Source organism: uncultured Aquimarina sp. (genome assembly GCF_947500065.1).
In the GTDB taxonomy this organism is placed as follows: domain Bacteria; phylum Bacteroidota; class Bacteroidia; order Flavobacteriales; family Flavobacteriaceae; genus Aquimarina.
In genome coordinates, this window is the sequence record NZ_CANMQT010000002.1 from 841,035 (window position 1) to 862,800 (window position 21,766).

Annotated in this window: 13 protein-coding genes; 1 reads left to right on the forward strand and 12 read right to left on the reverse strand. The window is 32.7% G+C overall.

Going from position 1 to position 21,766, the window contains the following annotated elements:
• Positions 1 to 2: 2 nt before the first annotated feature.
• The 5 genes from Q0975_RS09130 to Q0975_RS09150 all read right to left on the reverse strand — a co-directional run bounded on the left by Q0975_RS09130 (position 3) and on the right by Q0975_RS09150 (position 10,716).
• Positions 3 to 4,169 (reverse strand): hybrid sensor histidine kinase/response regulator transcription factor, encoded by a 4,167-nt coding sequence (locus tag Q0975_RS09130; RefSeq protein WP_299435518.1) that lies wholly within the window; start codon positions 4,167 to 4,169, stop codon positions 3 to 5.
• A gap of 14 nt (positions 4,170 to 4,183) precedes the next feature.
• Positions 4,184 to 7,018 (reverse strand): DUF5060 domain-containing protein, encoded by a 2,835-nt coding sequence (locus tag Q0975_RS09135; protein ID WP_299435520.1) that lies wholly within the window; start codon positions 7,016 to 7,018, stop codon positions 4,184 to 4,186.
• 55 nt (positions 7,019 to 7,073) lie between these two features.
• The gene (locus Q0975_RS09140; RefSeq protein WP_299435522.1) at positions 7,074 to 8,690 is read right to left on the reverse strand and encodes a sodium:solute symporter; all 1,617 of its coding nucleotides are present in this window, start codon (positions 8,688 to 8,690) and stop codon (positions 7,074 to 7,076) included.
• Positions 8,691 to 9,061: 371 nt separating this feature from the next.
• Complete coding sequence (locus tag Q0975_RS09145; RefSeq protein ID WP_299435524.1) at positions 9,062 to 9,910, reverse strand: formylglycine-generating enzyme family protein; 849 nt, start codon at positions 9,908 to 9,910, stop codon at positions 9,062 to 9,064.
• Between the two features lie 83 nt (positions 9,911 to 9,993).
• Positions 9,994 to 10,716: a glycoside hydrolase family 11 protein gene (locus Q0975_RS09150; RefSeq protein ID WP_299435526.1), complete on the reverse strand. Its 723-nt coding sequence runs from the start codon at positions 10,714 to 10,716 to the stop codon at positions 9,994 to 9,996.
• 562 nt (positions 10,717 to 11,278) lie between these two features.
• On the opposite strand from Q0975_RS09150, the gene Q0975_RS09155 reads away from it, so the two are divergent.
• Positions 11,279 to 12,307 (forward strand): LacI family DNA-binding transcriptional regulator, encoded by a 1,029-nt coding sequence (locus Q0975_RS09155; protein ID WP_299435528.1) that lies wholly within the window; start codon positions 11,279 to 11,281, stop codon positions 12,305 to 12,307.
• 15 nt (positions 12,308 to 12,322) lie between these two features.
• On the opposite strand, the gene Q0975_RS09160 is transcribed toward Q0975_RS09155, so the two are convergent.
• The 7 genes from Q0975_RS09160 to Q0975_RS09190 all read right to left on the reverse strand — a co-directional run bounded on the left by Q0975_RS09160 (position 12,323) and on the right by Q0975_RS09190 (position 21,761).
• Positions 12,323 to 14,446 (reverse strand): thioredoxin domain-containing protein, encoded by a 2,124-nt coding sequence (locus Q0975_RS09160; RefSeq protein ID WP_299435530.1) that lies wholly within the window; start codon positions 14,444 to 14,446, stop codon positions 12,323 to 12,325.
• Positions 14,447 to 14,624: 178 nt separating this feature from the next.
• Positions 14,625 to 15,278, reverse strand: a complete 654-nt coding sequence (gene fsa, locus Q0975_RS09165; protein ID WP_299435532.1) for a fructose-6-phosphate aldolase — start codon at positions 15,276 to 15,278, stop codon at positions 14,625 to 14,627.
• 43 nt (positions 15,279 to 15,321) lie between these two features.
• Positions 15,322 to 16,647: a xylose isomerase gene (xylA, locus tag Q0975_RS09170; protein WP_299435534.1), complete on the reverse strand. Its 1,326-nt coding sequence runs from the start codon at positions 16,645 to 16,647 to the stop codon at positions 15,322 to 15,324.
• A 500-nt stretch (positions 16,648 to 17,147) separates the two neighbouring features.
• A complete protein-coding gene (locus Q0975_RS09175; protein WP_299435536.1) occupies positions 17,148 to 17,837 on the reverse strand; it encodes an SDR family NAD(P)-dependent oxidoreductase in 690 nt (229 codons plus the stop codon).
• Positions 17,838 to 17,944: 107 nt separating this feature from the next.
• On the reverse strand, positions 17,945 to 18,955 hold the full coding sequence (locus tag Q0975_RS09180; RefSeq protein ID WP_299435538.1) for an XdhC/CoxI family protein: 1,011 nt from the start codon (positions 18,953 to 18,955) through the stop codon (positions 17,945 to 17,947).
• A 74-nt stretch (positions 18,956 to 19,029) separates the two neighbouring features.
• A complete protein-coding gene (locus Q0975_RS09185; RefSeq protein ID WP_299435540.1) occupies positions 19,030 to 19,497 on the reverse strand; it encodes a (2Fe-2S)-binding protein in 468 nt (155 codons plus the stop codon).
• Positions 19,494 to 21,761, reverse strand: coding sequence for a molybdopterin cofactor-binding domain-containing protein (locus tag Q0975_RS09190; RefSeq protein ID WP_299435542.1), 2,268 nt, complete (start codon positions 21,759 to 21,761; stop codon positions 19,494 to 19,496). Before Q0975_RS09190 ends, Q0975_RS09185 begins: the two co-directional genes overlap by 4 nt.
• Between the last annotated feature and the right edge of the window lie 5 nt (positions 21,762 to 21,766).

Below are 21,766 nucleotides of genomic sequence, written 5' to 3' on the forward strand. Positions count from 1 at the left end.
TACTAAGGTTCAATTATCGTTACTTCTGTGGGTAATATTCCAAAATGCATTTTGAAACACTTTGTAAAATAGGAAGGTGAAGAAAATCCAACTTTATAGCAGACTTCACTAACATTTGTAGAACCGCTTTCTAAGATTTGTTTAGCTTTTTGCAATCTAATATTCCTTAAAAATTGATTAGCTGTTTGTCCCGTTAGTGTTTTTATCTTTCTATAAAATTGACTTCTACTCAGGTGAAGTTCTGATGATAATGATTCTACACTTAAATTGGGGTCACTTAAATTTTCATAAATATGATTCAATACTTTTTGGATAAATTCTTTATCAAGAGATGTGTTATTTTCATTAATTTCAGCATCACTAATATCACTAAAGTACTTGTTAAAAAGTATTTGTCTGATCGAAAGCATTTGGGTTAAGTAAGATTTTAAAACCCTCATATCAAAAGGCTTACTAAGATATACATCTGCTCCAGATTCAATTCCTTTTAATCGATCATCAGCCATCGTTTTTGCGGTAAGCATTAGAATAGGAATGTGGCTTGTTTTTAAATCTTTTTTAATATTCGAACAAAATTCAAAACCATCCATTTCTGGCATAATTACATCCGTAATAATTATATCCGGCACCTCTTTTTTGGCAATTTCAAGGCCTTCATTACCATTTTTGGCATCAAAAACTTTGTAATTGTTACTTAATTCAGTTTTCAGATAGTTTCGTAACTCAATATTATCCTCAACAATTAGTAACCTATTGGATTTTTGCTCTTCTTCTATTTTATTTTCTAAGTTTTGATTGTGAACATTACTTATAAATTTAGTTTTTAACAGAACATCTGAATCTTCATCATCTAATACGATTTCGCTTTCGCTGAAATGTTTTTTGCCTAAAGGTAATATTACCGAAAATGTTGTTCCTTCATCAACAATACTGTCAACTTCTACCTTTCCTTTGTGTAACTCTACAAAACTTCTAACAACCTCCAAACCAATTCCTGTACCTCCATAGTACCATTTGTTTAGGTTATCTACTTGATAAAATCGCTCAAATATCTTATCCAGTTGTTCTTTTTTAAGACCAGGACCAGTATCAGACACACTAATTTCGAATGAATGCGATAAAATGTGATCATTAGCTTTTTCTGAAAGAGTTTCTTCAGTTTTTTTTATTGAAACGGTGATCTGCCCTCCTTCTGGGGTAACTTTAAATGCATTAGATAATAAATTGAAAATAATTTTCTCTAGCATACCTATATCTACCCATACTTTTAGTTCTGGAATTTCATGGTTTATAGCCAGATCTATTCTTTTATTAGAAGCCTCCACAACAAAATGACTTACTACATCTCGTATAAAAGTGATGATATCAAGTTCTCTTGCTTTAATACTCAATTTATTAAGTTCAAGCTTTCTATAATCCATCAACTCATTAATTAATCTATATAATCTATCCGTATTTTTATGAATTATCAGATGTTTTTCATTCACCTCCTTTGGTAAGTTTAACTCTTCATTTTTGAGTATGTCTTCGAGAGGATTAATTATCAGTGTTAAAGGAGTTCTAAACTCATGAGATATGTTGGTAAAAAATTGTAGTTTTTTATTATGAAGTTCTTCTTCTTTAATTCTTTTTTCCCTTTCATATCGTATTAATTGCTTCTCTTTAATTCTATTTTGTGTTACTTTATTTAGAAGGTATATCCCAAGTAAAAACAATAAAACATATGACAATAATGCCCAATTCGTTTTCCACCAGGCTGGTAAAATCTTTATATGTAAATGCAGTGGTGTTTCGCTCCACTTGCCATCATTGTTGGCTACTTTTAATTTAAATATATAATTTCCCGGATCTAGATTGGTATATGTAGCACTTCTAGTATTCTCCACATAATTCCATGAATTCTCTAATCCTTCTAAATAGTAAGCATATTGATTTTTCTCAGGACGTGTATAATTAATACCTGTATATTCAATCGTAAAAACCGATTGCTCACTACTTAGTGAAATACTATCCGTCTCTGAAATTACTTTTTTTAAAGGAGAGCCTTCCTCATTAGGGTATACCTTTTTATTAAACAACTTAAAATCGGTAAGGTATAAACTAGTCGAGCTATTATTGGTTTTTATATCCTCTGGATTAAAGTAGTCAATCCCTTTGTAGTTTCCGAAATATATAGTTCCCTTTTTATCTAAAAATGTTGCATTAAAATTAAAATCATTTGATAATAAGCCGTCATTAATATTATAATCAATAATGCTTTCATTTTCAAGATCTAATTTATGAATCCCCGCATTACCACTTATCCAAATATTCTTATGTTCATCCTCGATAATTGCAGAAACATTTTCCTCCTCTAATCCTAATAATTCATTATACCAAATAAAACTATCTTTATCTAAGTCATACTTACATAAACCAGCTCCTCTAGTACCAATCCAAATGGATCCATCAGTGCTTTCATAGATTGATAGTATATGGTTTGTATTTGTTTCGTTTTGGTATTTACTGCTCATTTTCCCTCTTAGGTATTCGACAGAAAACTGATCAGTATTATTTTTACTTACTTTATACAATCCGATGGTAGTCCCAATCCACAAATTATTATTCGAGTCTACTAATACTTTACGAATATCACTAGTATGAATCCCGTACTTAGTGAATTCTTTTGAGGTATGATACGTAAAATCTTTTTTAACAGGATTATAAGACATTAATCCTCCAGAAAAAGTGCCTATCCAAATGATCCCATCAGCATCTTCGGCAAAGCTTAATATACTATTAGAAGCTAATGCTCCGTTAGTATTCTCTCTAGTATAATTAACAAAACTTGTTGTCCCTTTTTTAAGTAAAAAAACACCACTATTCCAACTTCCTCCCCAAACGTTGTCTTTACTATCTATAAATATGGTTTGTATATCATATGCAGAAAGATTTGAATAAGGTTTATTACTATTTTTATTAATATGAATGAACTTCTGTTTGTTTGGATCATAAACATCTATTCCTCCTCCATCTGTACTGATCCACAATACACCCGATTTATCTTGAACAATACCGGTAACAGAACCTGCTTCTAATGAATTAGGATTACTTGCGAGGCTTTCTATATTTTTAAACTTATCATATAGTTGGTCATATATTGCGATCCCGTTATTATAATATCCTATCCAAACACGTTCATTACTATCCATAAATAATGACCATATAGAATTAGATTGAATACTATTCTTATTGTTTTTATCAAAAAGATAATTTTTTATTAACGTTCCATTGGCTTTAAAATGAAACAACCCATCGTTTTCTGTACCACAGATTATAGATCCATCTGCATTAGAAATCAATGATAATATCCGTTTTGTTGAAAACCGAAGATTTTTAATAACATAAATATCATCAATTCCTTTGTCTATTTTATATGCTCCATCAGATATACTCCCTAACCAAATATTGTTGTTTTTATTAATTAGTAATGATTTAATAGGAGCAGAGACTGATTGCAAACCTTTTTCTGTAGTAAAAACCGAAAGACCTAATGTATTTGCTTTTGGATCATATGTTCTCAATCCATAATTGGTGGCTGCATATATTTTTCCTTGTTGATTTCTCTTTAGGTCATTTATGTCTATCAAACTTTGCTCGTCATCAATATCCACATTAGCAATCTGTTCTATTATCTGAGTTTCTAGATGAAACTTAAACAGCCCCTTTTCGAAAGTTCCTATAAAAATATTACCCGCATTATCCTCAGTTATACTACTAACCGCAATATTAGATCGATTAAAACTCTTTAATTGAGAAATAATATCAATTCTTTTAAATTGATCTAGTTCTCTATCATAGAGATCCAATCCATTTTCTGTTCCAACCCATAGTCTATTCTTTTTATCAACATATGAGCAATATATTAGACTACTGCTTAGAGAAGTTGTGTCTTTTAATTTATGTTTATAGGATATGTAATCTATCCCATCATATCTATGCAAACCGGCTCCATTGGTTCCAATCCAAATAAAGCCATAGTCATCCTGGATTATAGTAGATACAGCTATTTTGGAAATGCCATCTTTAATATTTACAAAATTAAAATTACCGAAGTTCTGTTGTGACCAAAGGCTAACTTGACAACTCCAGCAAAGCAATACGCATACTATAACTTTTCTAATATCCATAAATTTATATTCCTTTATCTAGGAATAAACTTGACATCTTGTGTCATTATCCATTTATCCATTTCAAATCCATCTTCTCTCATGGAGAATGTAATTATATGATCGCCTGTATTTTTAATATCAAGACTAATTGTGTGTTTTACTCCACAATGATTATCTGGAACTCGTTGCGCAGATGACCAGGTCCATTTGTCTTTTCCTTCGCACCATTGCATACGAGCTCCACTCTCTGGCCATGTGCCGTCTATGCCAACATGTACACCATTATCTTCTGTTCCGGTAGAAAAAGCTCTCGCCCAAATATAATATTTTCCTGGAGTCTTAACATTTATTTTATAAGCTACGATCGCTCCATTACCTGGTGTTGGAAAAAAGTTTTCTCCTATTTTTAAAGGATCTTGATGCGTAATTCGAGTATCTGGTAATGCCTCGATATAAGCGGTATTACTTGCTTCTATATAATGGTTGGTTATTCCTTTTTCAAATGGTAAAATGGTGTTTTCGGACCTCTTATACCAATCTCTTTTGGTTCCATTTGATGAACTATATTGATATTTTTCAGCTTCTATATCTAGAAAACCATTTTTTTCTAAAAACGGTTTTGCCTTCTTAAGTTGTTCTTCCATAGAAAGGTTTGCAGAAGTAAAAGTTATACTACGCCACCTTCCTCTTGACCACGCAGTCTCACCATTTTCCGGTATTTTTTTATTAGTAGTAGCAATAGAACTGATTTCGATAATATCATTTTCTGAAAGATACCATCTATCGATATTATGTCTAACACTTGCGAAACTTTTAGTTGTGCTAGGATTAGATATCGTATCTTTTATAGATCCATTTATACGCAATATATAAACCGATTCTCCATCATTCTCAGCCAGAGAAATAAAAGACACATCATACAACCCTTCTTTTCCTGGAAATATGGACTTTGCACTTGCAAACTTATTACGTTGATTTTTATCTTCTGTATTTATTGCCAAAGCTTTATTATCGATATCCTTATAATAAACAGCTTTATCCAAAGAGTTCTGAATAGTAAAATCATTCAATGCTTCCAATTTTATAATACCCTCTTTCAATAAAGAATCTGATCGCTTTGTTTTTTTGGTAGCATTAAGAATTGCTACCCAATCTTTTTCGCTATTAGGAGGATACCCAATAGAAACTGTTTTACCCCCTTTTACTTTTATTATTGAACCATTTTTCAGTTCTCCTCCTTTTCTTGGATTATACCACTTTATAGAAAACTCCTTTTCCACACCATATAAATCAATAATACTTTCAGTTACCTTAGGGAGATAAATCACATAGGTTTCTCCATTTTTTGCTAAAACATAATCATCTGGATTATTTGTTAGTTCATCAACAGATTTCATCTTATTAAAAGGGACATGGTTTTTAAAAAAATCCATTGCATACTTTGTCTGATCCCACAAATTACTCCTTGATCTCCAATCTTCACAGTTCAAATCATTGTGAGCAAATTTATATCCAAAATACCATTCTACACCTGCTCCTCCAGCCATTAGATTACCCCATAATACTTTAGAACGTATTTCATTATGTTCCTGATTATCTACATCTGGTTTTGCACCAGTATCTGCAGGACCTATTTCATCTATATTAACAACCCAATCCTTTTTTGACTTTCTGGATACTGATATCCATTTTTTTGTAATTTCATGCACCTCATCTGGATTATGAACTTGTAAAGACGATCCTTCAAGAAAATTATACCCTAATAATGGTTTTAGTATTTGATCTTGTTCTTTTTTAATGGAGTGAGTATGTAAAGTCACAAAGTTTTTATAGGGATCATTTTTTTTGATATATGCGGCCATTGTTTTACGATCAGCATCACTCTGTCCTTTAGGAGACCAATGCACTGGCCCATTTTCTTCACCTAAATTCCAGATTACTCCCAAGTGATGAGAAAATCTTGCTATTAATTCTCTGTAATATAATTTACGCTGAACCCCTAGTTCTCCAATATCCAAAAGAAGTTCATTTTCTGTTTCCTGAGTTATAAAATGTAGAGCTACACCTAGTTTTTCCATATGGTCAAAAACAATTTCCCATTGGTCCAGTTTACTACAATCAAAGCGATAACGTTCATTGACATTGTTCCAAGGCCATACATCTTTACCGTCTCCTTGTACATTCATTATTAAGAAATAAACAGAATTCATTCCTTTTGAAGCTAAATAATTTAATGCCCCAATAATATTTTTTCCTTTATCCTTTTGCCAGGTTGGATCTCCTTGGTTCCAATCATTCTCATGCGGTTGGTATTTATGAGAAGGAGGTGTTTGATCGAACTCATAAAATCCTAAAAAATTCTCTGGACTCCCAGCTCCTCCTTTTATAAAATATTCTTTACTTCCAGAAAATTGAAGATATCTTTCTCCTACATATTGGAGTCTACCTTTCCCTCTAAAATCAGTGTCTTTTTTATCAGTATCGGCAATAAGGAATTTTCCTTTTAATCCATCAAACATTACGGATTTTCCCGCATCTGGATTGTTATTTATTGCAATCTGATCGCCCTTTCTAAATGAAACTTGGTAACTCCATTCACCCACCTTATCAGGAGTAAATCTCACTTGCCAAACTTTACCTTTTTTTGCACTAGTATGAGCAGCTCTTCCATCAGCCGCAAAAAAACCTGGCACTGTATATACTTTTTTGCTATTTCTAAAAGTAACCGTAAGCCTATAATTTAAGAAAGGGTTTTCTTCATCATTTTCATTGAGCTCACTACCTTCAAAACTTAAAGTAACTTTATGCCATTTTTTTAATTCCCCTTCCATAGCTACTTTGTAATCCTGAGAAAACATAGAGTTCATTGTAAAAATTACAATCCCAATCCCCAAAATTATTTTATACAGATACCTCATGCTATCATCCAGTGAAATAGGTTAGTATTATAACGACAACCACGACTAATAGTACTGATAGGATAATATCCATCTTTGTGTAACTATTTTTTGTTTCATCCTTTTGCTCTTGAGATAACGTGCCAAATGCAAGGCCTTTAATGGTATTATAGTCAGGAGCTGTAGTTACTAAACTTGTTACTACACACACTATAATTGAAAAAATAAACATAAAGATTGCCATATGAGCAAAGTTAATTGTGGCAAACTCATATGTAAAACCGGATAAATCATCTTTTACAATTTCTGCTGTAATTCTTAGGGCAGCTATCAAAAGGCCCGAAAACAATGTGACAATAGCGGCTTTAGAGTTTACTCTTTTCCAAATAATTCCTAATATAAATACTGCTGTAATAGGAGGTGCGATATAAGACTGTACACTTTGAAGATATTGATACAAGACACCTCCACCTATTTTGTTCATAATAGGAATCCAAATAATTCCTAAAACAACTACTAATGCTGTCGCTACTCTTCCTATGTTTAATAACTCTTTTTCTGGTGTAGTAGGTCTTAATTTTTTGTAGATATCTATTGTAAATATGGTGGAACAAGAATTAAATACTGATGCTAAAGAACTCATTAATGCGGCCATTAATCCACCAGCAACTAACCCTTTCAATCCAGTTGGTAACAGCGTCTTAACTAGAACTGGAAATACTTCATCGGCTTTGTCATACGTTAAAACACCTTGTTTTGCCAACGCAAAAGCTATAATACCAGGAATCAGAAATATGAAAATTGGTAATATCTTAAGATATGCACCAAAAATGGCACCACGTCTACCTATTTTTATGTTATTTGCTGCTAATGTTCGTTGAACAATATATTGATCAGTACACCAATACCAAATACCTACAATAGTTCCACCAAACAACAAGCCTGTCCAAGGAAAATCCGGATCTGACATAGGTCTCCACATATTAAAATGATCAGAACCTACTGTAGTTTTTAGGTTTTCCCAACCTCCTACTTCTTGTAATCCTAGATAGGTGATAATTAGTGAACCTGCAATCAATACTACTGTTTGTAAAGTTTCTGTATAAATTACAGCTTTCATACCTCCAACTATTGTATATGCTCCCGTAAAAACAACAATTCCAATAGCTCCATACCAAAAAGGTATTCCCAATAATTCTGAAACTACAATTCCTCCTGCATATATAGTAACCGATACCTTAGTAATTACATATCCTACTAATGAAAAAATAGATAAAAACCAACGTGATCTACTATCGAATCTTTTTTCTAAGAATTCTGGCATCGTAAAAACTTTACTTCTCATGTAAAATGGTAAGAATAACCAACCTAATAATAGAACAATCCAGGCGTGTAATTCATAATGAGCCATGGGCATTCCTGATTCAGCTCCTGTACCGGCCAAGCCAACTACGTGTTCTGATCCTATATTAGAAGCAAATATTGATGCTCCAATTACAAACCAACCTACATTACGACCTGCTAAAAAATAATCTGCAGTATCTTTATTTCTTTGTAATATTACCCAGACTGCTACTCCGATAAGTGCTAAAAAGTAAACACCTAATACTATCCAATCTAATTGTTCTAAGACTGATTCCATAAATCCTTTTTGGTTAATTATATAATTTGTGTTGATTAATAATTCTAGTAATTCAATTCTAAATGAATGCCCACTTATGATACTACTGCAGAAAATATTTGCAAACTGATGTGTTATTGGCAGTTTTTAATAGCATCGTTTAACAAATCATTTAATTTTTACTTAAAATTTTACTAAAAGTCAAAACTATTGTGTGGTGCTTCAATTAAATGGAAGATTTGAAGCAAATACTATAAATCATGGTGCATGGAGGCTAATACCTATTTAAAAAAATCGATTTTGTTCTTATTAAGAATCTCAAATAGTAAAATTAAGAAGAGAAAAAATGTGCAAATAAGTAAAAAGAGAAATATCTGTTCTTTTATAAGTTTCTAAACTTTATTTCTACTTATACGAAAACCTTGATCAGGCCCAACACCATTTGCTTCAAAGTATCCTCTATCATTAGTTTTACAATGCTCCTCAACACCAATCCAACCTCCACCTCTCTGAGAACGAAACTGCCCTGGAACAATCTGATCATCTTCATACCAATCATCACACCATTCCCTTACATTACCTGTCATATCATACAAACCAAGTTCATTAGGTTGCTTGGTACAAACGAGATGTGTTCTACATTGATTTTTTTCTAAAAAATTATAGTCCCAATTCTGAGTTAAAATAGTATTACCACTATTTCTCCAATACCAAGCTATTTCATTAATATTATTACTTCCGCTATATGAATAATTTTCACTTAACTGACCTCCTCCTGAAGCATATTCCCATTCTATTTCTGTCGGTAGGCGATACCCATTTGCTTTGGGATTTTTCTTAACTAACCACTTTATTTTATCAAACTCAGATGTATTAAACTTATCTATAGAATCCTTGTAAATTTTATAATAAGGTAACAACCCTCTTTTTATGCTTTTTCTAATGCAAAACTCTACGCAATCATACCAACTTACCATTTCGACAGGTAGACTATCTCCTTTAAACCTAGAAGGGTTGTTCCCCATAATTTCTACCCACTCCTTTTGCGTAACTTCATTTTTGCTCAAATAAAAATCCTTTACGTGCGCATTTTTCTGATATAAATTAGATTCTTTATTTATAAACGTTCCTCCTTTAACCAAAATCAAATCATCATTAAATACTCTTTTCGTTTTTTCTTCATCGCAAGAATTAAACATATATAAAACTCCAACAAAAAAATAAAGCAAAATTCTTCTCATTAATAAATCACTCTTTTAATTACCACAAAAAAAAGAACATAAGACCGTTAATCATTACGATCTTATGTTCTTGTTTATATTTATTACCAAACAGTTGCATTAATTTTTCCCCAACCACCGCTATAAGATTCAATACCGAAAACTTGATAATCAAAATTTCTAAGATTACCCCATTGAGGTTTATGTCCACCGTGAGTATTCCAATGGTTTATGTGTGCCTGCATATTAACTTGTTGATTGGATCCAATGGGAGCACCTCCATTTTGACTTATGTATTGATAGAATGTTTTGGTTCCTAAAATTGATGGAGCATTTGATCTCAATTGTTTTTTAAATTGATAATTTTTTCCATTGGCATTAAAATTCTTATTTTGATTTTGACCAGGAATATTTCCTCTTTCTACTACATAATATTCTATAAGAGGAGTTCTTGTCCATCCATATACACCCACAAAATTGTACGATCCTTGCAGTAATCCAATATTATAGTTTATGCTTCTTCCACTACCTGTTGACCAACCTTTACCTCCTACAATATCTTGATTGTTTTTGTATTCGATTTCGAAGTTACCTCCATATTGATTTGCATATGGAAACCTGAGTCGACCCCATCCACCTTCTTTATAAATGGTCCAAAAATATCCTTTATTATTTCCATCAGTACGGCCATCACTGATGTAACCATTACCATCAATAGATTTTTCTTGAGTTTCTAAAGTTTCTGGAAGATTATCAGAATTTAAATCATCCGAACAACTCGTAAATAAGAACAAACAAAATAGCGAAATGCGTAAAAAATTTTTCATGATTAAATAATTTTAAATTAGAATAATTCAAAAATTTATATTCAACTATCATCAATAATGTTTAGAGACAGCGTAATTATGAATACAAATGAATTTGTGTTAAAAATTTAGTTAATACTCAAAATTAGAACTACATGATAAAACAGTTGATAATTTTACTAACTTAAAATTAAATTCTACGAAAAGTTTTCGTAACCACCTGACACCCTATACTCCAATCAGATACTTAGTTTATTTCCATACTAATTAACTAAGCTATTTCTATAAATAGTTTTTTTAGAATTCAAGAAAAAGCAATAGATAACGCTAACACTTTAAACCGCTCTAAAAAATTCTCCAATAAAATATTTGAAGCAATGTGTATTAATTATGTTGCAATTAGAATTTGGCATCCCTACAAATTGAATTATTAAGATTACTTTACAAAGAAGGTTGATTTACCTGGTTTTTACGAATACCTTATAAAAACCTTGTATAAAATTTTGATGCCTCAAAATATAAAACTGATAATCCCTATTTATCCAAAATTTATCCAAAAACAATTTTTATCAATACTTAGCGTATGAAAAAAAAGAGAATTACCTTAAAGGATATTGCAAAAGAATTCAATGTATCCATTGCGACCGTTTCGAAAGCTCTTAACGATAGTTATGAAATTAGTACTAGAACTAAGTCTATGATTCAAGAATATGCAAAAGAGCTTCAATATAAATCTCATAATAGTGTATTTGCCAATGAAAAGCAGAAAAACACCAAAACAATAGGAGTAATTATACCTAATATGCTTAATCATTTCTTTACCAAGGTTTTTGTTGGTATCGAAAAGATCGCAACGCAAAAAGGATATAATCTTATCACTTGTATTTCTAACGAATCCCGTGAAAAAGAAGTGACGGCTATGGAGCTTCTAAAAAATTCTAATTTAGATGGATTCATATTATCAATTGCCGAAGAAACTCAAATCAAAAAAGACTTTAGTCATTTTCAGAATGCAATTAATCAGGGTATTCCAATCGTAATGATAGATAGAATAACTGATGAAATAGAATGCGATAAAGTTATTGTAAATGATGAGGATGGTGCATATAACGCTATTAATTATTTCATCAAAACAGGTTGTGAAAATATCGCAATCGTGTCGAATATACATCAACTTAGTGTTGGAAAACTAAGACTAAAAGGCTATAAAAAGGCACTTTTAGAAGCAAATATGCCCATTGATGAAGATTTAATACTTAAGGTTGATGAATTCAATGATATTGACACTTTATTAAAAATACTGCTGGATTCAAAAAATGTAGATGCCATATTGTGTCTTGAAGAAGATTCTGCTATTAGCACATTAAAAATGGTTATATCTAAGGGATACAAAGTACCAAATGATATTTCTATAATTGGTTTTACTAATGGAATACTTCCTCGTCATGTAACACCACCTATAACTACCATAAGTCAGCACAGTACGTATCTTGGCGAAGCTGCAACAAAAATTCTAATCGATAAAATAGAAAATGAAAACATAGGAACTTCTTACACAACTAAGGTCATTAAGACAAATCTTATCGAAAGAGATACTACTAGAAGTCTATAAGTCAAGTTTCTTTATTCATAATTGTTCAATAGCATCTTTAACTTTATTTACTGGAAGTTTGCACATTCCTTCTTGACAAACGTACACATAGGTATCATCCTTTACGTATTTATTCTTAAATAGTGGGATTTGGCTTTCTTTTATTGCTCCGGCAATAATGATATTGGGGATATATATATTATCAAATTCCTTAATAAAACTATCAGCATCTTCTCCAATGATAGCAACCTCATAAAATGGATATACTGAGTGAAGTAGTAACGAATTCCAATTAGAATAGTTACTAGCATTTTCTTCTATATTTACCAACATCGAGGTTAGCATTTTCTTAGACTTTGCTAATAAATCTCGATCATAATACAAAAGTCCTAAACGAAATTTATTATGTGCTACAACTGAATTTGGAGAAGGTAATACACCATCATTTACCTTAACTATTTTAGAAATTAGCTCATCATTTGTACTAAATTTATACATCTCCGAAGAACTATCTTTAAATAGTTCTTCTGTTGTTCTATTTAATTGTATTGCTTTTTCCAGATATTTAATATTCATAGTAGCACTATACAAATCAATATATGCGCTTGTTAAATAAGAGTAATCTTCAATAAAACCATTCGTTTTTTTACTGTTTTTTTTATAAGAATGAATGAGGTTTCCCTCATTATAACCTTCTTTTTGAATAAAACCTGAAATTGCTTCAGCCTCTTCAAGAAATTCTTTATTTCCCAAAGCCATATAGGCATTAGTATACCCTTTTATAAGCAATGCGTTCCAAGAAATTATTATTTTATCATCAATACTAGGAACCATTCTTTGCTTTTTTGCTTCACTTAACCTTTTTATCCATTCATTCTTATAATCATTTAGATTCTTTAATGAAATCTGCTGTTCATTGGCAAAAGTGCTATCTGTTTTTGATCTATACAAAACATAATTCTTTGTGTCTAATTGATTCTCTTTTTTTATCCCAAAGTATTCTGAAAAAATAGCATAATCATCTTTTAATAATGATCGTAATTCTTTTTCATTCCAAGTATAGTATTTACCTTCTTCAGAATCAGTATCGGCATCCATAGCTGCATAAAACCCTCCTTCTTTATTTTTCATTTCTCGATGTAAAAAAGCAGTTGTCCCTAAAATTACTTCTTTAAATAACGGTTTTTTGTAAACTTTAAATGCTTTTGAATATAAACTAAGTAATTGAGCATTGGTATAAAGCATTTTTTCAAAATGAGCAACCTTCCAATATCTATCTGTACTGTATCTAAAAAAACCTCCGCCAACGTGATCATAAAGACCTCCCAAAGCCATTTTTTCTAAAGTGTTTTCAACATAGTCCAAAATTTCATTATCCTCTTCTAGTAACGCATAATCCAAAAGAAAATCTAGATTACTAGGCATAATAAACTTAGTTTCGGTTTTCTCTCCACCCCAAATAAGATCCCAGTTTTTTCTCCAATTTTCTATGCTATTTTGTACAACTGCTTTTGACAGTGAAGCATTTTGTTTTATTGGTTCAATTAAGTTAATTGTTTGTATTCCTGCAGTAACATTTTCTGCGTAATCTTTTAATTTTTGAGGGTTTTGTTTATATAACTTTACTATCTGTTGTAACGTATTGTTCCATTCCTCCTTGGTGTGGTATGTTCCTCCATAAATGGGTTTTCCATCTGGTAGTGTTATTACATTTAACGGCCAACCTCCACTTCCTTTCATCAATTGTAGTGCCGTCATATATACCTGATCGACATCAGGTCTTTCTTCTCTATCTACCTTTATATTTATAAAGTTTTCATTCATTACTTGTGCAATGGATTCATCTGTAAATGTTTCCTCTTCCATCACATGACACCAGTGACAAGACGAGTATCCTACACTTACCAAAACTAACTTATCCAATTGTTTTGCCTCTGAAAGAGCATCAGTACTCCAAGGTTTCCAATTCACAGGGTTATGAGCATGTTGCAAAAGGTATGGGCTAGTTTCTTCAATCAATTGATTAGTATACTTATGAGTATCTATCGCTACTTTTTTTTTGCAAGAACACAGCAGCAATAAAACCGAAAAGAATATTAATGAAAATCTATTCTCTTTATACTGGATATATCTTTTTATTTCTGTTACGGAAACCCTCATTAACATGCAATTTAGTGTTTTCAATAATATCTTAGATACAAGTAAAATTAAAACTAGTTTTGTTCTCATAATACTCTCCTGTCTTTAGTAATGATGAAGGGAAGTGACTATGATTAAGCGCATCGGGATAATTCTGGTTTTCAAGAATATTCAGGTGTGTTATTGTCTCATAGTTGTATTAATTTCCTTTCTCATAATCCTCCAAGAATTTTGCTAAACCTATATCAGTTAAAGGATGATTTAATAAACCTGTTATCGATGACAAAGGTCCAGTCATTACATCAGCTCCTATTTTAGCGCAATCTATTACGTGCATCGTATGTCTAATAGATGCTGCAAGAATTTTAGTTTCAAAACCATAATTATTATAGATGTGTCTTATCTCTGATATCAGATGGAGTCCATCCGTAGAAATATCATCTAATCTTCCAAGAAAAGGAGATACATACGTTGCACCTGCTTTTGCAGCAAGTATGGCTTGTCCAGCAGAAAACACTAAAGTAACATTGGTTCTTATACCTTTATCCGAAAAATATTTACACGCCTTTATACCATCCTTTATCATAGGAAGTTTTACCACAATCTGCGGATGTAAAGCTGCCAGTATTTCACCCTCCTTTATCATTCCTTCAAAATCAGTGGATATTACTTCTGCAGAGACATCTCCATCAACTATGTTACATATTTTTTTATAGTGATCAATTATGTTTTGTTTTCCTGTAATATCCTCTTTTGCCATTAGTGATGGATTCGTGGTTACTCCATCTAAAACCCCTAAAGACTGGGCTTCAGATATTTGATCCAAATTAGCTGTATCAATAAAAAATTTCATACTCTTTTTTTCTATATAAGATGTTATGAACTCAAACGGTTCATTAAATGTATTGATTAATAATATTCTCAAATAACTCCTGCTTTCCGCTTTGCAAAGAAAGCTCACCGTTATCCGATGCTATTTCATACAAGTCTTTCAAGTTTAATGCTCCATTTTCAAAATCTTTCCCTTTTCCTGTATCAAAAGAGCTATATCTATCTGTTCTTAATTTTTCGTACGATGACGAAGAAATTATCTTATCTGCCGTAATTAAACCTCGTGCAAAGGTATCTGCTCCTCCAATATGCGCTAAGAATACATCCTCCATATCAGTAGAGTTTCTTCTAATTTTTGCATCAAAATTAACTCCTCCTCCTTGAAGTCCACCTGCTTTTAAAAATACTAACATCGCTTCTGTTACTTCTAAAATATTATTAGGAAACTGATCTGTATCCCATCCATTTTGATAATCACCTCTGTTTGCATCTATACTTCCTAGCATTCCTGCACTTGAAGCAACTTCTATCTCATGCTGAAATGTATGCTGTGCTAAGGTCGCATGATTTACTTCTATATTTATCTTAAAATCTTTGTCTAATCCATGTTCTTTAAGAAACCCTATAGAAGTAGCCGTATCAAAATCATATTGATGTTTAGTAGGCTCCATTGGTTTAGGTTCAATGAAAAAAGTTCCTTTAAACCCTTGCGCTCTTGCATAATCTCTAGATATGGTTAAAAATTGAGCCAGATGATCTAATTCTCTCTTCATATCGGTGTTAAGCAAAGACATATAACCTTCTCTTCCTCCCCAAAACACATAATTCTCACCATCTAATGCTATCGTTGCATCAAGTGCTAATTTAACTTGTCCACCAGCTCTCGCCAATACATTAAAATCAGGATTGGTTGCAGCTCCATTCATATATCTAGGATTAGAAAAACAATTTGCAGTACCCCATAATAATTTAATCCCCGATTCCTTTTTCTTCTGTTTCAGGTAATCTGTTATAGTAGCTACTCTTTTTTCTGATTCAGAAAATGTAGGTCCCTCTTGTATCAAATCGAAATCGTGAAAGCAGAAATAATCAAATCCCATTTTAGTAATAAATTCGAATGCAGCATCTGCTTTGTCTTTTGCTGCTTGAATGGGATCTGAAGATTGATCCCAAGCAAAATTTTGCGTTCCCCATCCAAATGGATCCGCTCCTTGACCACAGAAGGTATGCCAATAAGCAATCGCAAATTTAAAATGTTCTCTCAACGTTTTTCCAGCAACAATTCTCTCTGGTTCATAATATTTATATGCTAAAGGATTGTCTGATTCTTTTCCTTCAAATTTAATTTCACCTATTCCCTTAAAATATTCCTTATCTCCTAGTAAAACCATTATTTATCTTTTAAAATTCTATTTAATTCATTTTTCCATCTTTGATAGGCCAACTGATAATCATAACTATTATGTAAAGGATGAGATGTCATTACCCTATCATTATTAGTTATCATACCTCCGATATCATCAAATGATCCTTTCGTTATTGGATATAAAAATCTAAAATCTATTATGATTACAATCAAGAAGTCTTATAGATGAACGAAAACTCTCAAGCAAATTTTCGTAAAAAGGAATAACAAAAGATCTCTCTGACACTTCAAGACAACCTTAAAAGTATCAGCAATAGAAAAAGAAAATAATACTTTTTAAGTATAGCTTTGTATATTTCTAATAAGCATATATTAAAATAAAGTTATTCACGTCATTGATTATTCAGGCTCATAAACAGAAGGTCGCCGGCTCGATTTCCGTTCCCTTCACTATCAAAGACAGAACTTTACATTTCTATTAAGCTTTTTTTAACCCTAGTACAGAATAAGATGGGTCTTAGAATATCATTTATCTTGTAGTAAATTACTTTTGTTCTCATGGTACAAAGTTTCAGTGTTCCAACTATCAGAATTTGTGTTGAAAAGATTCCAATACACTTCGGCAATTTTATCTGGATCATAAAAAGTTCCTACTGCTACGAAACCCATGATGGTTAAGGTTCCTATCTGGATTTTTTCTGATTGGACTTCTTGTGACAACAATTTTACTAAAGTCAACAACGCAGCTTTTCCAATACTAAGTGAAGCATAATCCTCATGCGGATAATGGGCAAGTCCACCACCTGTAAACAATAGCTTGCCTCCACCATTATTAATCATATTAGGTAGCGCAATTTTGGTGACCCTTAGAGCACCCATCACATTGATATCGAAATCTTTATGAAAATCATCAGTGCTATAGCTCAGTGCAGTTCCTCCTGAGGCCTTAAAAGCATTATACAATACCATTTTAGGTGCACCTTGTTTGATGACAGCCAGATTGATTTGATGCTCCAGCATTTTATAGTTACTACTATCTGCCTCGAAGACCGAATTACGGATTCCTAGCTTGTTCAGTTCTGCACTATATTGTATGAGCTTGTCAGCAGAACGTGAAATCAAAGAGATTACATAACCTTCCTTTCCGAATTTTTTAGCGACCGACATGCTGATTCCCGGACCCGCTCCTACTATGATAATATGTTTACTTTTCATACTTTTTCTATAGTCTTTTAATACATAGTTTTACTTCTAGTGTTTTTATATCTTCTGTTAGTGTACTTATACTTATTTACCATTTATTTTATTTATATGTGCTGAAATTATCCTACAAAACTTGTGTCCAGTGTTACTGAACCTTTGTTACTCATTATTGATGTTATTTCAGCTATTATTGAAACAGCGATTTCCTCTGGAGTTTCTGCGCCTATAGGTAGTCCTGCAGGACTATAAATGCAGTCCAAAAAAGACAATTCGGCATTTGGCAAAAAATCTAGTATCTGATTTTCTAATTGCATTTTCCGCTTGGTAGACCCCAATATACCTATATATTTAGGTGGAGCAGGAGCCAATTTTAATAAGTACTGAAAATCTTGAGAGAAACTATGTGTCATTAATACAACTGATGTATATGAATCAATAAAATTAAAATTGATCGTTTCAGGAGGTTCGAATTTTACGGCTTTTGCACCAAGGAAATTAATTCTGTTTTCAGGGTTTTTACTAGATGTTATAACGATAACATTCCAGCCTAAAAATGAAGCAGCTCTACAGAGTTTTATTGCATCGTGTTCAGAGCCGATAATTACAAGCTGAATATCAGGATTGATGGTCTGATTAAACTTTTCAAAATAATTTTCTTCAGGAAGAACAAAATATTGATTAATTGAAATTTCTATCCCTTTGATATAAAAGAGGGATCCGAAATTGCCCTCGATTTCATCCATTTTTCTATAAAAAGAGACGATTTCAAAAGATTCCCTTTTTTCAATTGTATTTAAAATTAATAAACAATCATTCTTATCTAAATGAAAAGGCTCAATCAAAATATATAAAAATCCTTCGCATCCTAATTTATATCTTCCATCATAGGAAATCACTTTAGATATATTTTTATCGAAAACACTAAGAGCACTGCGATATAACTGCTTTTCTACACAACCGCCGCTTATGGCTCCCATCATAGTACCATCTTGAGCGATTACCATTCTCACACCTTGTTTCCTGTAAGAAGAGCCATCTAATCCAACTAATGAGACCAAAACTGTTTTGATCCCCTTGTTTTCTGAATCTTGATAAAAGTTTAAGATGTTCTTTAGCTCAAATGATTTCATCGGGTCTTAAATAATTAGTTTTAGCAATCCAGAAAAAATAGATTATATATTCTAAGTTGGTTTGCTTTTCAATTTTAATTCCGTTCTTTTTTTATTAATTCTGCTGATTTGTGTATAGCCTTTCTTACTCTACTATAAGTTCCACATCTACATAGATTGGTTACAGAGTTATTAATATCTTCATCACTTGGGTTTGGTTTTTTTTCTAACAGTTTGACTGCAGACATTATAAAGCCGGATTGACAATACCCACATTGAGGTACCTGTTCTTCTATCCAAGCTTTTTGTACAGGATGCAATTTTTGTCCATCAGAAATTCCTTCGATAGTTGTAATTGATTTATTTGCTGCATACTTAAGAGGGAATGAACAGGACCGTACCACTTGGTCTTCTACATGCACTGAGCAAGCACCACAAAATGCTTTACCACAGCCAAATTTTGTTCCCTTGAGGCCTACACTATCTCTAATCACCCATAGTAACGGAGTTTCCGGATCATCTTGGACTTCTGTAATTGTACCATTTATTTTGAATTTTATCATAATGCTGTAAATTTTTTAATGGGTTTTTGCGAGATGGGAAGAAACTCTGAATAGTAACGGGTATAAATACCATGCTTTTTTAAAGGCAAACTTCTAAAGCGTTCTCCGGTTGCGGCGAATATGGCATTACAAAGTGCTGGAGCTGTACAGATAGGTCCTGACTCTGCGATACCACCTATTTTTTCTCCACTGTTTACAAAAATGGTTTCTATTTTAGGGTTAAATTCAGGCATTGCCAATATGGTATAATCGTTAAAATTACTTTCAGCTGTTCGACCATCTTTAAAATTTATTTCAGAAGTTAATGCTGCAGTCAACCCCCAAACAATACCACTCTCTATAGATGCTTTTGATATCCCTACATCCAGCACTGTACCACAATCTATAGCTGTAGTAACCTGATGTATATCCAGTATTCCGAAAGCATCTATTGAGATCTCCACCGTCTGTGCTACAAAGGATTCAAAAGAATGTGTAATAGCTACTCCGTGATAATGGCCTTTCCTTTTTGGACCATACCAGTTCGAGGCTTTAGCCACTGCATCCAGTACAGCTTTTGAGCGTTTCTCAGTCACTAAATTTTTCCGATATGTGATTGGATCAATATTGCTTTTTGAGGCCAATTCATCTATAAAACACTCTACAGCAAAAACATTTGGTCCATAGCCAGTAGTTCTCCAAACCGAGGCAGGAGGTGGAATTCGTAATAAATGTGTACGCATTCGATAATTAGGAAAATGATAAGGTGTTTCTTTGGCACCTTCTATAATTGAAAAATCTTCTCCTTCATATACATGGGCATAGGCCGTTGCCGCTTGGATTACAGAAGGTGATATAAGTTTTAAGTCCAATGCTGTCGGATATCCTTGCTCATTTAATGATGCTTTTAAACTTTGCATTACTCCAGGTCTATAGAAGTCATGCTGCATATCATCCTCTCTGGACCATAGTAATTTAACCGGTTTTTGGATTTTTTGCGCCACAAAAACAGCTTGATAGATATAATCTGCTAGCAATCTCCTCCCAAAACCTCCTCCTAAATACGTGCGATTGATAGTAATATTTTCTTTAACAAATCCTAATTCCTGAGATACTAAAATCTCTGCCATTTCTTGACCTTGGGTAGGTGCCCAAACCTCTACTTTGTCTCCTGTTACTTTAGCTGTAGCATTCATAGGTTCCATGGTAGCATGACTTTGCCATGCACTATAATATTGGGCTTCATGAGTGTTTTCCGTTCCATTTATGATAGCTTCAGAATTACCTTCGTTTAAGGTCTCGAACCATTCTGAGCCAGACATCTTTTTCTCATAGGTATTGTACAAAGAATCACTATCCATTTTACTATTTGGTCCTGAATCGTAAATAATGGTAATTGCATCTAATGCCTTTCTAGCTTGCCAGTAACTTTCTGCCACAACAACAACACCTTCTTTTTTTGGAAACCCAGGGCGGTATGCAACTACTGGATTAGCTACCGGCATTCTAATTAAGTCGACAAAACCTGGCATGTCTCGCATATTATTCTCCTTGATCTCTTTTATCTTTCCTCCAAAATATGGACACATTTCAATGACTGCATAAACCATTCCTGGACGTTCTACATCGATGCCAAATTCAGCCCTACCAGTCACTTTATCAGGTATATCTACTCTAGGCAACGATTTGTTTCCAACAAGTTTCCATTCGCTACGCTTTTTTAAAGTTGGGTTTTTAGGTGGTTTAAGTGTATTCGCTTTTTCAACAAAATCGCCATAAGGTGCTTTTTTAGTAGTTCCCTTAAGAAATATATAGCTCTTCTTAGTGATAAGGTCGTTAACTGATACTTTCCATTCTAAAGCAGCAGCTTCTTTCAACATCTCTCGTGCTGTAGCAGCGGTCATCCGTAACACATCGTGGAAGGCTCTAACGCTTTCTGCATTACCTGTAAACTGAAATTTGAACTTTGGATTTTGAAAAGCAGGATCTGTAAGGCCTCTTTCGATACTTACCTTGTCCCAATCCGCATCTAACTCGTCTGCAAGGATGGCGGGTAACGTAGTTCTTATTCCTTGCCCCATTTCTGCTTGGTGAGAAACAAGGGTAATCCCATTGTCTTTGTCAATTTTCACAAAAGCATTTAAAACAATTTGAGCTACGGGGTTATCTTCTCCTAGAGGTAAATAAAATCCTTGAAGCAAAAGACCGCCTGTCGCTAACCCAGTTGTTTTTAAAAAACCTCTACGAGAAACTTTTGTTACGTTTATCTTATTGTTTGATTTCATAATTA

Coding starts and splice junctions, on each gene's coding strand:
- Q0975_RS09130 (WP_299435518.1), bottom strand. CDS start 4,169: ATGGATATTAGAAAAGTTATAGTATGCGTATTGCTTTGCTGGAGTTGT.
- Q0975_RS09135 (WP_299435520.1), bottom strand. CDS start 7,018: ATGAACTCTATGTTTTCTCAGGATTACAAAGTAGCTATGGAAGGGGAA.
- Q0975_RS09140 (WP_299435522.1), bottom strand. CDS start 8,690: ATGGAATCAGTCTTAGAACAATTAGATTGGATAGTATTAGGTGTTTAC.
- Q0975_RS09145 (WP_299435524.1), bottom strand. CDS start 9,910: ATGAGAAGAATTTTGCTTTATTTTTTTGTTGGAGTTTTATATATGTTT.
- Q0975_RS09150 (WP_299435526.1), bottom strand. CDS start 10,716: ATGAAAAATTTTTTACGCATTTCGCTATTTTGTTTGTTCTTATTTACG.
- Q0975_RS09155 (WP_299435528.1), top strand. CDS start 11,279: ATGAAAAAAAAGAGAATTACCTTAAAGGATATTGCAAAAGAATTCAAT.
- Q0975_RS09160 (WP_299435530.1), bottom strand. CDS start 14,446: ATGAGGGTTTCCGTAACAGAAATAAAAAGATATATCCAGTATAAAGAG.
- fsa (WP_299435532.1), bottom strand. CDS start 15,278: ATGAAATTTTTTATTGATACAGCTAATTTGGATCAAATATCTGAAGCC.
- xylA (WP_299435534.1), bottom strand. CDS start 16,647: ATGGTTTTACTAGGAGATAAGGAATATTTTAAGGGAATAGGTGAAATT.
- Q0975_RS09175 (WP_299435536.1), bottom strand. CDS start 17,837: ATGAAAAGTAAACATATTATCATAGTAGGAGCGGGTCCGGGAATCAGC.
- Q0975_RS09180 (WP_299435538.1), bottom strand. CDS start 18,955: ATGAAATCATTTGAGCTAAAGAACATCTTAAACTTTTATCAAGATTCA.
- Q0975_RS09185 (WP_299435540.1), bottom strand. CDS start 19,497: ATGATAAAATTCAAAATAAATGGTACAATTACAGAAGTCCAAGATGAT.
- Q0975_RS09190 (WP_299435542.1), bottom strand. CDS start 21,761: ATGAAATCAAACAATAAGATAAACGTAACAAAAGTTTCTCGTAGAGGT.